10 protein-coding genes are annotated in these 11,666 nt (G+C 71.5%); 2 read left to right on the top strand and 8 right to left on the bottom strand.

Annotation, left to right across the window (positions count from 1 at the left end; translation table 11 throughout):
* Positions 1-40: 40 nt before the first annotated feature.
* Positions 41-1,138 carry a ribosome small subunit-dependent GTPase A gene (gene rsgA, locus AB0G47_RS10505; RefSeq protein WP_360766665.1) on the bottom strand — a complete coding sequence of 366 codons (1,098 nt, stop codon included), beginning with the start codon at positions 1,136-1,138 and terminating at the stop codon, positions 41-43.
* A gap of 311 nt (positions 1,139-1,449) precedes the next feature.
* Positions 1,450-2,466, bottom strand: a complete 1,017-nt coding sequence (locus AB0G47_RS10510) for a proline racemase family protein (protein ID WP_360766668.1) — start codon at positions 2,464-2,466, stop codon at positions 1,450-1,452.
* Here AB0G47_RS10510 and AB0G47_RS10515 point away from each other — a divergent pair.
* Positions 2,465-2,740: a hypothetical protein gene (locus tag AB0G47_RS10515; protein WP_360766671.1), complete on the top strand. Its 276-nt coding sequence runs from the start codon at positions 2,465-2,467 to the stop codon at positions 2,738-2,740. The genes AB0G47_RS10510 and AB0G47_RS10515 overlap by 2 nt on opposite strands.
* Before the next feature lie 11 nt (positions 2,741-2,751).
* Here the strand turns inward: AB0G47_RS10515 and AB0G47_RS10520 are convergent, their stop codons facing one another.
* The 5 genes from AB0G47_RS10520 to glyA are packed head-to-tail and all read right to left on the bottom strand — an operon-like array spanning position 2,752 to position 9,149.
* Positions 2,752-3,390 carry a sarcosine oxidase subunit gamma family protein gene (locus AB0G47_RS10520; protein WP_360766674.1) on the bottom strand — a complete coding sequence of 213 codons (639 nt, stop codon included), beginning with the start codon at positions 3,388-3,390 and terminating at the stop codon, positions 2,752-2,754.
* Positions 3,383-6,283: a sarcosine oxidase subunit alpha family protein gene (locus tag AB0G47_RS10525; protein ID WP_360766677.1), complete on the bottom strand. Its 2,901-nt coding sequence runs from the start codon at positions 6,281-6,283 to the stop codon at positions 3,383-3,385. Before AB0G47_RS10525 ends, AB0G47_RS10520 begins: the two co-directional genes overlap by 8 nt.
* On the bottom strand, positions 6,280-6,582 hold the full coding sequence (locus AB0G47_RS10530) for a sarcosine oxidase subunit delta (RefSeq protein WP_360766680.1): 303 nt from the start codon (positions 6,580-6,582) through the stop codon (positions 6,280-6,282). The genes AB0G47_RS10525 and AB0G47_RS10530 overlap by 4 nt, the downstream gene beginning before the upstream one ends.
* A 12-nt stretch (positions 6,583-6,594) precedes the next feature.
* Positions 6,595-7,815: a sarcosine oxidase subunit beta family protein gene (locus tag AB0G47_RS10535; RefSeq protein WP_360766683.1), complete on the bottom strand. Its 1,221-nt coding sequence runs from the start codon at positions 7,813-7,815 to the stop codon at positions 6,595-6,597.
* Entirely contained in the window at positions 7,812-9,149 is a 1,338-nt protein-coding gene (glyA, locus tag AB0G47_RS10540) for a serine hydroxymethyltransferase (RefSeq protein ID WP_360766686.1), read from the bottom strand. The genes AB0G47_RS10535 and glyA overlap by 4 nt, the downstream gene beginning before the upstream one ends.
* A gap of 111 nt (positions 9,150-9,260) precedes the next feature.
* Here glyA and AB0G47_RS10545 point away from each other — a divergent pair, with 111 nt between their 5' ends.
* The gene (locus AB0G47_RS10545) at positions 9,261-9,926 is read left to right on the top strand and encodes a GntR family transcriptional regulator (protein WP_360766689.1); all 666 of its coding nucleotides are present in this window, start codon (positions 9,261-9,263) and stop codon (positions 9,924-9,926) included.
* A 116-nt stretch (positions 9,927-10,042) separates the two neighbouring features.
* Here the strand turns inward: AB0G47_RS10545 and AB0G47_RS10550 are convergent, their stop codons facing one another.
* A complete protein-coding gene (locus AB0G47_RS10550; RefSeq protein ID WP_360766692.1) occupies positions 10,043-11,620 on the bottom strand; it encodes an NAD(P)/FAD-dependent oxidoreductase in 1,578 nt (525 codons plus the stop codon).
* Positions 11,621-11,666 lie beyond the last annotated feature (46 nt).

The raw sequence follows: 11,666 nt of genomic DNA on the forward strand, positions 1-11,666 counted from the left end.
ACCGGCCCGCAGCTCCCTCACCGCCCTCACAGCGAGGCGCTCAGCGGATACGCCCCCGCTTCGCCTCCATCGCCGCCCGCCCCTCCGCGCCCCGCATCTTCCACACGCGGCGCATGTCCGCACGGACCCGTGCGTCCGTCTTGGCGACGATCCGCTGGTTCTCGCGGATCAGCTTGCGGTAGCTGTCGAGACGGCGTTCCGGCAGTGTGCCGTCCTCCAGGGCGGCGAGCACCGCGCAGCCGGGCTCGGCGGTGTGCGCGCAGTCCTGGAAGCGGCAGTCCCGCGCCAGGTCCTCGATCTCGGAGAAGACCTGGCCGACACCCGATCCGGCGTCGTACAGGCCCACGCCGCGCAGGCCCGGCGTGTCGATGAGGACTCCGCCTCCGGGCAGCACCAGGAGGTTGCGGGTCGTGGTGGTGTGCCGGCCCTTGCCGTCCACGTCGCGGGCGGCGTTGACGTCCATGACGTCCTCGCCGACCAGCGCGTTGGCCAGCGTCGACTTGCCCGCTCCGGACTGGCCGAGCAGCACGGACGTACCGCCGGCGACGACGGCCGCGAGGATCTCGACGCCTTCGCCGGTGGCGGCGCTGACGGGGAGCACCAGGACGCCGGGGGCCGTCGTCTCCACGTCCTCGACGAGATAGGACAGGCCCGTGGCGTCCGGCACCAGGTCGGCCTTGGAGAGGACGACCACCGGCTGGGCGCCCGATTCCCAGGCCAGGGCCAGGAACCGCTCGATACGCCCGAGGTCGAGCTCGACGGCGAGCGAGACCGCGATGATCGCGTGGTCCACGTTGGCCGCGAGGATCTGACCCTCGGACCGCTTGGAGGAGGTGGAGCGCACGAAGGCGGTGCGGCGCGGAAGGAGCGTACGCACGTAGCGCGGGTCGCCGCCCTCGGGGTCGACGGCGGCCCAGTCACCGGTGCATACGACCTTCATCGGGTCGCGCGGGACGACGAACTCGGTGTCGGCGCGGACGGTTCCGTCCGCCGTGACCACGTCGCACTGACCGCGGTCGACGCGTACGACACGGCCGGGCAGCAGGCCCTGCGCCGCGTACGGGGTGAACTCGGCTTCCCAGTTCTCGTCCCAGCCGTAGGGCGCGAGAGGGTGCGAAGACGGAGAAGAAGCCTGCATGGATGCAGAGAGAGAAGACAAGGGGGACCCTTCACAGGGGTGGCCCCGGCGCACGCGCACGCTGGCGCGCGAAGGTGAAGCGGAAGGTCAGCCGGTGACCACGGAGGTGGAATGAACGGACTTCTCGATGCGGGCAGCGCCCATCTCAACGACAGCCATCGGTCACACCTCCTGGTACATACGGCGGATCAGGGCCGCGTGGAGCGGCCTCTCCGGAACGGCCCCAACGATAGGCGGGCCGCGGCGCGGGGCGCCAGCCCTTTTTCGGCGGCGCGCCACGCGACGCGACGCGCGGCGCGCCAAGCAGCGCCCTACGAGGACGGCAGCAGGAATCCGGTCGGCAGCTCGTCCCGCGGATCGACGACCAGGGTGTTGTAGCCGGTGACGTACGCCGTGCCCTCGACCTCGGGGATGACGGCGGACTTCCCATGCGCCGTGGTCGCGGCGGCGATGCGGCCGAGGAAGGTGGTGCCGAGGATGCCGTGATTGACGAGCACGGCGTTCTCGGTGAGCTCCCCGCGCGCGGCGAGGGTGGCGATGCGGGCGCTGGTGCCGCTGCCGCACGGGGAACGGTCGACCTGGCCGTCGGCGAAGACGGTGACGTTGCGTTCCTCGACGCGGCCTTCCTCCGTGGCGATCCTGTCGTGGAAGATCACGCCGTACAGGCCGTTGATCCGGGGGTCCTCCGGGTCGGCCAGGGGGTGGTTCTTGGTGACGTGGGTCTTGATCTCGGCGGCCAGGCCGATGAGTTCGGGCAGCCGGTCGCGGGAGACCTCAAGGCCGAGGGTGCGGGTGTCGACCATGGCGTAGAAGGCGCCGCCGTATGCGATGTCGGTGGTGGTCGTGCCCCGCCGGGTGGGCACCGGTACGTCCTGGGCGTGCAGGTAGGAGGCGATGTTGCGGAAGGCGACCCTCGGGTGTCCGTCCGCGGTGTCGCGGACCGTGCAGGTGACGCGGCCCGAGGGGACGTCGATGACGAGCGTGCCGTCGTCGCGCAGCGGGGTGTGGCCCGTGGTGTACGCCCAGACGGCCGCGGCGATGGAGCCGTGGCCGCAGGCCGTGCTGAAGCCCTCGCGGTGGAAGAAGACCAGGCCGAAGTCGGCGCCGTCGTCGTCGGGTTCGGTGACGAAGCAGCCGTACATGTCGGCGTGGCCGCGCGGCTCGTGGGTCAGCAGTACGCGGATGTCGTCGAGGCGGGCGACGGCGTCGTCGCGCTTGTCGAGGACGGTCGCACCGCGCGGGGGCCGGACGCCGCCGAGGACGATGCGGAAGGGCTCGCCCGCCGTGTGGTAGTCGACGGTGCTGATGAGGCGGGACGGCGCGGTCATGGCTGGCCTCTCGGACGGGCGGCTGGTGGTCGCCGGTTCAGGGTGCCTGACATGGGGTGGGGTGGGGGTGCGGAACGCCGCGATGAAGCCGTACGCCCGTCAGCACAGCACCACGCCGCACCCGTCAGCGCAGCACCACCGTCCACCTGCCCTGCACGAACACCCGGCCTTCGCAGTGCCGGCGGACCGCTCGGTCCAGAACCGCCGACTCCGCGTCGCGGCCGATCGCGGCCAGGCCGTCGGGGTTGTGGCTGTGGTCGACGTCGAACTATGAACTCGACGCCATCAGGGCACCTCCGGGGAGCCGTACTCGCTCATCGCGTCGATGAGCCAGCGCGCGAGGTAGTCGGCGAAGGAGGCCCTCGGGAAGAGGCGGTAAGTCGGTGCGCCGTCGACTTGGCCCTCGACCTGCCAGAGGAGTACGGGGACGGGGCCCACCGTGGTGGACACCGCCCGGCCGGGGCCGAACGTCCGGGGGTGAAGATCCAGCGGGCAGCCCTTCTCCAGGACCTGCCGGGCGGCCGGTCCTGTCAGCTCCAGCGTGGTGCGGTTCGCCGATACGTCCACCGCCGAGCCGGGGTCCGCGCCGAGCGCCTCCCTCAACTCGGCGGCCAGAGCGGGGCCTTCGGCCTGGGAGAGGACGAGCCACTCGTCGGGGCCGAGCCAGGCGGCCGTGTGGGCCCCGGCCGCGGTGGTGTGCCCGCACTGCCGGGGAAGCGGCGTCCCCAGGTTCTGCTCGATGCGGGCGGCCGCTTCGGATGCGGGGTCCACGCGCAGGTTCAGCATCGTGATGAACGGCCACTCGGTCAGCGCCACGCCACGGGCGCCGGTGACCGTGGCGGCGCGCATCCGCTCGTCCAGATGCGCCAGCGGGCTGCGGCGCAGGCGCGTCGGGCCGGGGGCGGCCTCGGTCAACTCAGCCATCTCGCTTGGTCCCTTCGGGGTCGTACAGCACGGAGTCGGCCACCAGGACGGGCACCAGGTCGTCGCCCACCGGGGCGAGGAGGGTCTCGCCGATCCTCGCCCGTCCGTCGGCGACGAGGGCGAGCGCGAAAGGGCGGCCGAGGGCCGGGCTGTGGTAGCTGGAGGTGACGTGGCCGAGCATCGGCACCGGACCGTCCTGCGGGGTCAACGGCGTGTCCGGCGCGATGAGTTGGCAGCCCTCGGGCAGTCGCGTCGTACGGTCGGCCGGCAGCAGGCCGACCAGTTGCCTGCGGTCGGTGCGGGCCGTGTCCGCGCGCGTGTAGGACCGGTTTCCGATGAAGTCCTTGCGCCGGGAGATCACCCAGTCCATTCCCGCGTCCTGCGGGGTGACGGTGCCGTCGGTGTCCTGCCCGACGATGATGAACCCCTTCTCGGCGCGCAGGACGTGCATGGTCTCGGTGCCGTACGGCGTGATGTCGTACGGCCTGCCGATCGCGTCCACCTCCTCCCAGACGTCCAGGCCGTACCACGCGGATACGTTGATCTCGTAGGCGAGTTCACCGGAGAAGGAGATCCGGCAGACGCGGGCCGGGATGCCGGAGGCGAGGGTGGTCTCGCGGAAGGCCATGAACGGGAAGGCCTCGTTCGACACGTCGATGTCGGGGGCGAGCCGGGCGACGACCTCGCGCGACCGGGGGCCGACGACGGCGATCGTCGACCACTGCTCGGTCACCGAGGTGCAGTGGACGTCGAGTTCGGGCCACTCGGTCTGCAGCCACTCCTCCAGCCAGTCGAGGACACCGGCGGCGCCGCCCGTGGTGGTCGTCATGAAGTAGCGGTTCTCTTCGAGGCGCAGCGTCACACCGTCGTCGAAGATCATCCCGTCGGGCTTGCACATGACGCCGTAACGGGCCATGCCGGGCTTGAGCTTCTTGAAGGCGTTGGTGTAGACGCGGTTGAGGAACTCGCCCGCGTCGGCGCCCCAGATCTCGATCTTGCCAAGGGTGGAGGCGTCCATGAACGCCACGCCTTCGCGGGCCGCACGGCACTCGCGCGCCACCGCCGCGTCCATGTCCTCCCCCGCCCCCGGGTAGTACCACGGCCGCTTCCACTGCCCGACGTCCTCGAACAGCGCCCCGTGGGCCACGTGCCAGGGGTGGATGGAGGTCGTGCGCTCCGGATCGAACAGCTCGCCGCGCTCACGCCCGGCCAGGGCGGCGAAGGCCACGGGCGTGTACGGCGCCCGGTAGGCGGTGGTGCCGATCTCCCCGGGGGACGCGCCCGCGCCGAGCGCTTCTGCGATCACCCCGATCGCGTTGACGCCGGACGTCTTGCCCTGGTCGTTGGCCGTGCCGAGCGAGGTGTAGCGCTTGACGTGCTCGACTCCCCGCATTCCGGCGCCGGTTGACCGCCACACGTCGGCGACGGTGACATCGCGCTGGAGGTCCACGAAGTGGGTGTCCCAGGCGGCGGGGTCGGAGCCGGAATCGGGCGCGGGGACCAGCCACAGGGCGCGGGTGGCGGGCCGCCCTTCCTCGGCGGGCGCCGCCGGTACCGGGACAGGGAATCCGGCGTCCGTCGCGGCCAGCGCACCGGCCCGCCGCCCTTCGGCAAGACCGCTGCCGAGGTCGTACGTCCCGCGGGCCGCGCCCACGACGTGCTGGTTGCGTACGCTGCCGTCGGGGACGAAGGCGGCCAGGTCCTCGTCCCAGCGGAGCTTGCCCTGGCGCTGGCTGTGCAGGTGCACCACCGGGCTCCAGCCGCCCGACACGGCGAGCAGGTCGCAGTCGAACGACTCGGGGGCGCCAATGAGTTGACCGCTTTCGTCGAGGGCTTGGACGGTGACGCCGGTGAGGCGCCCATCGCCCGTGGTGTCGACCACGGTGCTGCCCGCCAGGACCCGCACCCCGGTCGCGGCGGCGGCCTCGGAGGCACGGCGGGAGAGGGTGGGGCGCGCGTCGGCCACCGCGGCGATGTCGATCCCGGCGGCGTGCAGGTCGGCGACCGTGTCGTACGCGCTGTCGTTGGTCGTGGCCACCACGGCCCGCGAACCCGGGGCCACGGCATACCGGTTGAGGTAGGAGCGCGAGGCCGCGGCGAGCATCACTCCGGGGCGGTCGTTGCCCGCAAAGACGAGCGGGCGCTCGTGTGCGCCGGTCGCGAGGACCACTTGGCGGGCCCGGATGTGCCACAGCCGTTGGCGCGATACGCCTTCGGACGGTTCGGGGGCGTCGGCGCCGAGGTGGTCGGTGCGTCGCTGCAGGGCGAGTACGTAGTTGTCGTCGTAGCTGCCGAATGCCGTGGTGCGGGGCAGGAGGACGGCCTCGGGGGCGGCTTCGAGTGCCGCGCGGGCGTCGGCGACCCAGTCGAGGGCGGGCTGTGCGGCGATCGTCTCGGCGCGTCCGGAGAGCAGGGAGCCGCCGGGCTCCGGCTGGTCGTCGACGAGGATCACGCGGGCGCCGGACTCGGCGGCGGTGGCGGCCGCCGCGAGTCCCGCCGGTCCCGCGCCGACCACGAGGACGTCGGTGTGCACGTACTTCTTGTCGTAGACGGCGGGGTCGGGGGTCGGGTCGAGCCGCCCCATTCCGGACAGCGTGGTGGCGGACAGGCCGTCGTACAGCTCCACGGTCGTCGCGGGCAGCATGCCTTCGGAGCATGAACCCCCGAGCTGCACAAGGGCGTTGGGCTCCTCCACTCCCGCGGCGACGATGCCGCGCGGGCGGCCGCGATAGAGGGACGGGGCGGCCTCGACTATGCCGTTCGCAAGCATCGCGGATGCGAGGGTGTCGCCGGGGTGGCCGGTCAGCTCCCGTCCGTCGACGGTGAAGCGCAGGACGGTGCCGCGGTCGACACCGCCGCCGCCCCCGAGCCGGAAGTGCTGCTTTTCGGTCATCGCTCTCCTCCGGCGGCCGGCGCGGCGAGGTCGGGGCGCGGCTCGTCGAGACGGTAGGTGGCGAGCACCTCGTAAGTGGCCGTGTCGCGCAGGGCGTTGAACCAGCGGCGGCAGCCGTGGGCGTGCATCCAGCGTTCGGCGAAGGGACCCTTGGGGTTGTCGCGGTAGAAGACGTACTCGGCCCACTGCCGGTCGTCGAGCTCCGCGGGCTGCTCCGGGTAGGGGACGTGGGCCTGTCCCCCGTAGTGGTATTCGGTCTCGTCGCGCGGGCCGCACCACGGGCAGGTGATCAGCAGCATCGGACCCTCCTCTCAGTGGGCCACGGCGGCGGCGCCGTGTTCGTCGATCAGTGCGCCCGTGGTGAAGCGTTCGAGGGCGAAGGGGGCGTTGAGGGGGTGCGGTTCGCCGGTCGCGATGGTGTGGGCGAAGGTCCAGCCCGCGGCCGGCGTCGCCTTGAAACCGCCGGTGCCCCAGCCGCAGTTGACGTAGAGGTTCTCCACAGGTGTGGCGCCGATGATCGGCGACGCGTCGGGGGTGACGTCGACGATGCCGCCCCAGGTGCGCAGCACATGCGCGCGGGCGAAGACGGGGAACAGCTCGACGGCGGCGGCCATCTGATGCTCGATCACATGGAAGGATCCGCGCTGCCCGTAGCCGTTGTACGCGTCGACGCCCGCGCCCATCACCAACTCGCCCTTGTGCGCCTGGGAGACGTACACATGCACGTGATTCGACATGACGACGGTGGGGTGGACCGGCTCGTGCAGTTCGGAGACGAGCGCCTGCAGCGGATGGGACTGCACCGGCAGCCGGACGCCCGCCCGCTCGGCGAGGACACTGCTGTACCCGGCGGCCGCGAGCCCGACCCGCCCGGCGTGGATGCGCCCGAGGTTCGTCTCGACGCCGACGACCCGGTCGCCGTCCTTGAGGAAGCCGGTGACCTCGCAGCCCTGGATCAGGTCCACGCCCATCTCGTCGGCCCTGCGGGCGAGCGCCCAGGCGACGTGGTCGTGCTTGGCGATGCCGGCCCTCGGCTGGAAGGTGCCGCCGAGCACCGGATAGCGGGTGCGGGGCGAGACGTTGAGGATGGGGCAGACCTTGGCGACCTCGTCCGGGTCGAGCCACTCGGCGTCGACGCCGTTGAGGCGGTTGGCGTTGGCGCGGCGCACGCCTTCGCGTACGTCCTGGAGCGTGTGCGCGAGGTTGAGCACGCCGCGCTGGCTGAACAGGAAGTCGTAGTCGAGCTCTTCGGGGAGCCGCTCCCACAGCTTCAGCGCGTGTTCGTAGATCCCCGCGCTCTCGTCGAGGAGGTAGTTGGAGCGGATGATCGTGGTGTTGCGGGCCATGTTGCCGCCCGCAAGCCAGCCCTTCTCCAGTACGGCGACGTTGGTGATGCCGTGGTTCTTGGCGAGGTAGTAGGCGGTGGCCAGGCCGTGGCCGCCCGCGCCGACGATGACGACGTCGTACGACGGGCGGGGTTCGGGGGTGCGCCAGAGGAAGTCGGGGTGCTCCGGCTGCGGCTCGGCGGTCATGCCGCGGCTCCGTTCGGGCGGGGCAGGTGGGGATAGAGGGGGTACGCGGCTGCGAGCTTCTCGACCCGGGCGCGCAGCAGGCCCGCGCGCTCGTCGCCGAACCTCTCGTCCTTCAGGGCCTCGGCGATGACGTCGGCGACCTCGCGGAACTCGGTCTCGCCGAAGCCGCGGGTGGCCAGGGCCGGGGTGCCGATCCGCAGCCCCGAGGAGACCATCGGGGGGCGCGGGTCGAAGGGCACGGCGTTGCGGTTGACGGTGATGCCGATGCGGTGGAGGCGGTCCTCGGCCTGCTGTCCGTCGAGGGCCGAGTTCCGCAGGTCGACGAGGATCAGGTGGACCTCGGTGCCGCCGGTCAGGACGGTGATCCCAGCCTCGGCCACGTCGTCGGCGAGCAGCCGTCCGGCAAGGATGCGGGCCCCGTCCAGGGTGCGCCGCTGCCGCTCCTTGAACTCCTCCCCCGCCGCCACCTTGAAGGCCACCGCCTTCGCCGCGATGACATGCTCCAGGGGGCCGCCCTGCTGGCCGGGGAACACCGCGGAATTGATCTTCCTGGCCAGGGCGGCCCTGCTGAGGATCACGCCGCCGCGCGGGCCGCCAAGGGTCTTGTGCGTGGTGGTCGTGACAACGTCCGCGTACGGAACGGGACTTGGGTGCAGTCCGGCCGCGACAAGCCCGGCGAAGTGCGCCATGTCGACCATCAGGTAGGCGCCGACCTCGTCGGCGATCCGCCGGAACGCGGCGAAGTCGAGACGGCGGGAGTACGCCGACCAACCGGCGACGATCAGCTTCGGCCGGTGCTCGCGGGCGAGCTCCGCCACCTCGTCCATGTCGATCCGCAGGTCGGAGGCGCGGACGTGGTACGGGACGACGTCGTAGAGCTTGCCGGAGTAGTTGATGCGCATGCCGTGGGTGAGGTGCCCGCCGTGCGCCAGGTCCAGGCCGAGGATCGTGTCGCCGGGGTCGAGGAGGGCGAACATCGCTGCCGCGTTGGCCTGGGCGCCCGAGTGGGGCTGCACGTTCGCGGCCTCGGCGCCGAACAGTTCCTTCACCCGGTCGATGGCCAACTGCTCGATGACGTCGACGTGTTCACAGCCGCCGTAGTAGCGGCGGCCCGGGTAGCCCTCGGCGTACTTGTTGGTCAGTACGGAGCCCTGGGCCTCCAGCACGGCGGCCGGGGCGAAGTTCTCCGAGGCGATCATCTCGAGGGTCGACTGCTGACGGTGCAGCTCGGCCTCGACGGCGGCGGCGACATCCGGGTCGATGGCGGTCAGCGGGTGGGCGAGGGAAGAGGCGACTGCGGTGGTCGACGGGCCCGTCGACGGGTTGGTTGCCATCGGTGCACCATCCTGAGAGCCAGCTAATGGACAACTGATATATCAGCCTGTGCGGTAAGGTATGGGAGCTCGCGGGACGGGTCAAGGGGGCATTCGGCAAGGGGGATTCTCATGGAGCAGCTGGACACCGCGCCCAAGGGCGAGGAGTTGTCCCTTGCCGAACGCGCCTACCGCGCCATCCGTGACTGGCTCGTCATGCTCGAGATCCGTCCGGGGGCGCCGATCAACGAGGACCAGCTTGCACAGTCCCTCGGCGTCGGGCGGACCCCGGTGCGCGAGGCGCTCAAGCGGCTCCAGTACGAGCGCCTGATCACGACGTACCCCCGGCGCGGCACCTTCGCCACCGACGTCAACATCACCGACCTGGCCCACATCTCAGAGGTGCGCCAGGAGCTGGAGCCGCTGGCCGCCGCCCAGGCCGCGCGGCGCGCCACGGCCGCGGACCGGGCGACCCTGACGGCACTCCGGCGGGAGCTGGCCGGCGTGGACTCACGCCCCCACGCCCCGGACGAACTGATGCGCCTCGACCTCCAGGTCCACCGCGCGATCTACGCCGCCACGCACAACCCGTACCTGGAAGACACCCTGGTCCGCCACGACAACCTGGCCACGCGCATCTGGTGCCTGTTCATCGACCGGCTGCCCGGCATGACGGGGCACGTCGTGGAGCACGACCCCTTGCTGAAGGCGATCGTCGACGGCGACCCGGACCAGGCGGCGCGGCTGACCCGCAGCCACGTCGAGGGCTTCGAGCGGGCTATTCGCGAGGCCATCTGAGGCCGAGGCCATGTGAGGCGGAGGCCATGTGAGGCGGAGGCCATGTGAGGCGGAGCGCCGCCTTGTCGGTTCTCCGGGCGCGCTGAACCCGCCGTTCCCGCCCGAGCCGCAGTCGGTCACCGAGCGGCCTCCTCCCGAGGCCGCTCGGTCTCCGCCGCCGCCCGCGCCCGGCGCACCGCTGCCGCCGGCGTCGGCGCCAGCGTCCTGCGGAGGTTCGTCCGCAGCGTCGACGCCGCGTCGAGCACATAGTTCTGCCGGACCTTCCAGGGGCTCTTGTCGCCCTGCCGGGGGAAGGCGTCGATCGACCGCTGGACGTATCCGGAGGCCAGGTCGAGCAGCGGGCGTTCGTTCAGGGCGCCCGTCGGTGTCGGCTCCACCGCCGCGTAGTCGTTCTCCCGCATGTGGTTGAGGACCTTGCACACCAGACGGGACGTGAGGTCGGCGCGCAGTGTCCAGGAGGCGTTGGTGTAGCCGATGCACACCGCGAAGTTGGGTACGCCGGTCAGCATCGCGCCGCGCCACACGAACTGGCGCTTCAGCTCGACCGGTTGGCCGTCGACGCTGGGTGAGATGCCGCCGAACGCGAGCAGTTGGAGTCCCGTGGCCGTCACGACGACGTCGGCCTCCAGGACACGGCCGGACTTCAGGCGGATGCCCTCGGGCACGAAGCGGTCGATGTGGTCGGTGACGATCTCGGCCGCGCCCGTCTTGAGGACCTTGAACAGATCGGCGTCGGGCACCGCGCACAGCCGCTGGTCCCACGGGTCGTACGCCGGGGTCAGATGGTCGGCGACCAGCCGGTCGTCCTTGACGATGCGCTTGTTGAGGCCGGTGAGCACGCGCCGTGCCGCCTTCGGGCTGCGGCGGCAGAACTGGTAGAGGCCGATGGCGAAGAGGATGTTCTTCGTCCGTACGACCCGGTGGGCCGCGCCCGCGGGCAGTACGGCACGGATGCCGTCGGCAAGGCGGTCCCGCGAGGGCAGCGAGCCGATCCAGGTCGGGGAGCGCTGCAGCATGGTGACGTGCGCGGCGCTCTGTGCCATCGCGGGCACCAGCGTGACGGCGGTGGCACCGCTGCCGATGACCACGACCCGCTTGTCGGCGTGGTCGAGGTCCTCGGGCCAGAACTGCGGGTGCACGACCGCCCCGGAGAACGAGTCGACGCCCTCGAACTCGGGGGTATGCCCTTGGTCGTAGTTGTAGTAGCCCGCGCAGGAGTAAAGAAAATCGCAGGTGACGGTGGCCGGGGTGCGGTGGCCGTCCTCGTCCGTGCGCTCCAGCGTCACGGTCCAGCGCGCCGTCTCGCTCGACCAGTCGGCGGCGACGACCTTGGTGCCGTAACGGATCCGGCGGTCGATGCCGAACTCCGCGGCGGTCTCCCTGATGTAGCTCAGGATGGACCCGCCGTCGGCGAGCACCTTCGCGTCGCGCCAGGGCTTGAAGGCATAGCCCAGCGTGAACATGTCGGAGTCCGAGCGCACGCCCGGATAGCGGAACAGGTCCCACGTCCCGCCCATGGACTGCCGCGCCTCGATGATCGCGTACGAGCGCTCCGGGCACTCGGTCTGCAGCCGGTAGGCGGCGCCGACACCGGAGAGGCCCGCGCCCACGATGACGACGTCGATGTGCTCGGCCGGTGCCCCGGAGCCTGCGGTGCCGGAGCTTGGGGAGCTGGAGTCTGCGCTTTGCGTCATGGTCCTCAGTGTCCGGAAGCACACCCGCCAGGAATTGACCCGGGAC

Source organism: Streptomyces sp. NPDC021622 (assembly GCF_040640795.1).
In the GTDB taxonomy this organism is placed as follows: domain Bacteria; phylum Actinomycetota; class Actinomycetes; order Streptomycetales; family Streptomycetaceae; genus Streptomyces.

Excerpts from the sequence above, each read along its gene's own strand:
- rsgA (WP_360766665.1), bottom strand. The coding sequence starts at position 1,138 with ATGCAGGCTTCTTCTCCGTCTTCGCACCCTCTCGCGCCCTACGGCTGG.
- AB0G47_RS10515 (WP_360766671.1), top strand. The coding sequence starts at position 2,465 with ATGGCTGGCCTCTCGGACGGGCGGCTGGTGGTCGCCGGTTCAGGGTGC.
- AB0G47_RS10510 (WP_360766668.1), bottom strand. The coding sequence starts at position 2,466 with ATGACCGCGCCGTCCCGCCTCATCAGCACCGTCGACTACCACACGGCG.
- AB0G47_RS10520 (WP_360766674.1), bottom strand. The coding sequence starts at position 3,390 with ATGGCTGAGTTGACCGAGGCCGCCCCCGGCCCGACGCGCCTGCGCCGC.
- AB0G47_RS10525 (WP_360766677.1), bottom strand. The coding sequence starts at position 6,283 with ATGACCGAAAAGCAGCACTTCCGGCTCGGGGGCGGCGGCGGTGTCGAC.
- AB0G47_RS10530 (WP_360766680.1), bottom strand. The coding sequence starts at position 6,582 with ATGCTGCTGATCACCTGCCCGTGGTGCGGCCCGCGCGACGAGACCGAA.
- AB0G47_RS10535 (WP_360766683.1), bottom strand. The coding sequence starts at position 7,815 with ATGACCGCCGAGCCGCAGCCGGAGCACCCCGACTTCCTCTGGCGCACC.
- glyA (WP_360766686.1), bottom strand. The coding sequence starts at position 9,149 with ATGGCAACCAACCCGTCGACGGGCCCGTCGACCACCGCAGTCGCCTCT.
- AB0G47_RS10545 (WP_360766689.1), top strand. The coding sequence starts at position 9,261 with ATGGAGCAGCTGGACACCGCGCCCAAGGGCGAGGAGTTGTCCCTTGCC.
- AB0G47_RS10550 (WP_360766692.1), bottom strand. The coding sequence starts at position 11,620 with ATGACGCAAAGCGCAGACTCCAGCTCCCCAAGCTCCGGCACCGCAGGC.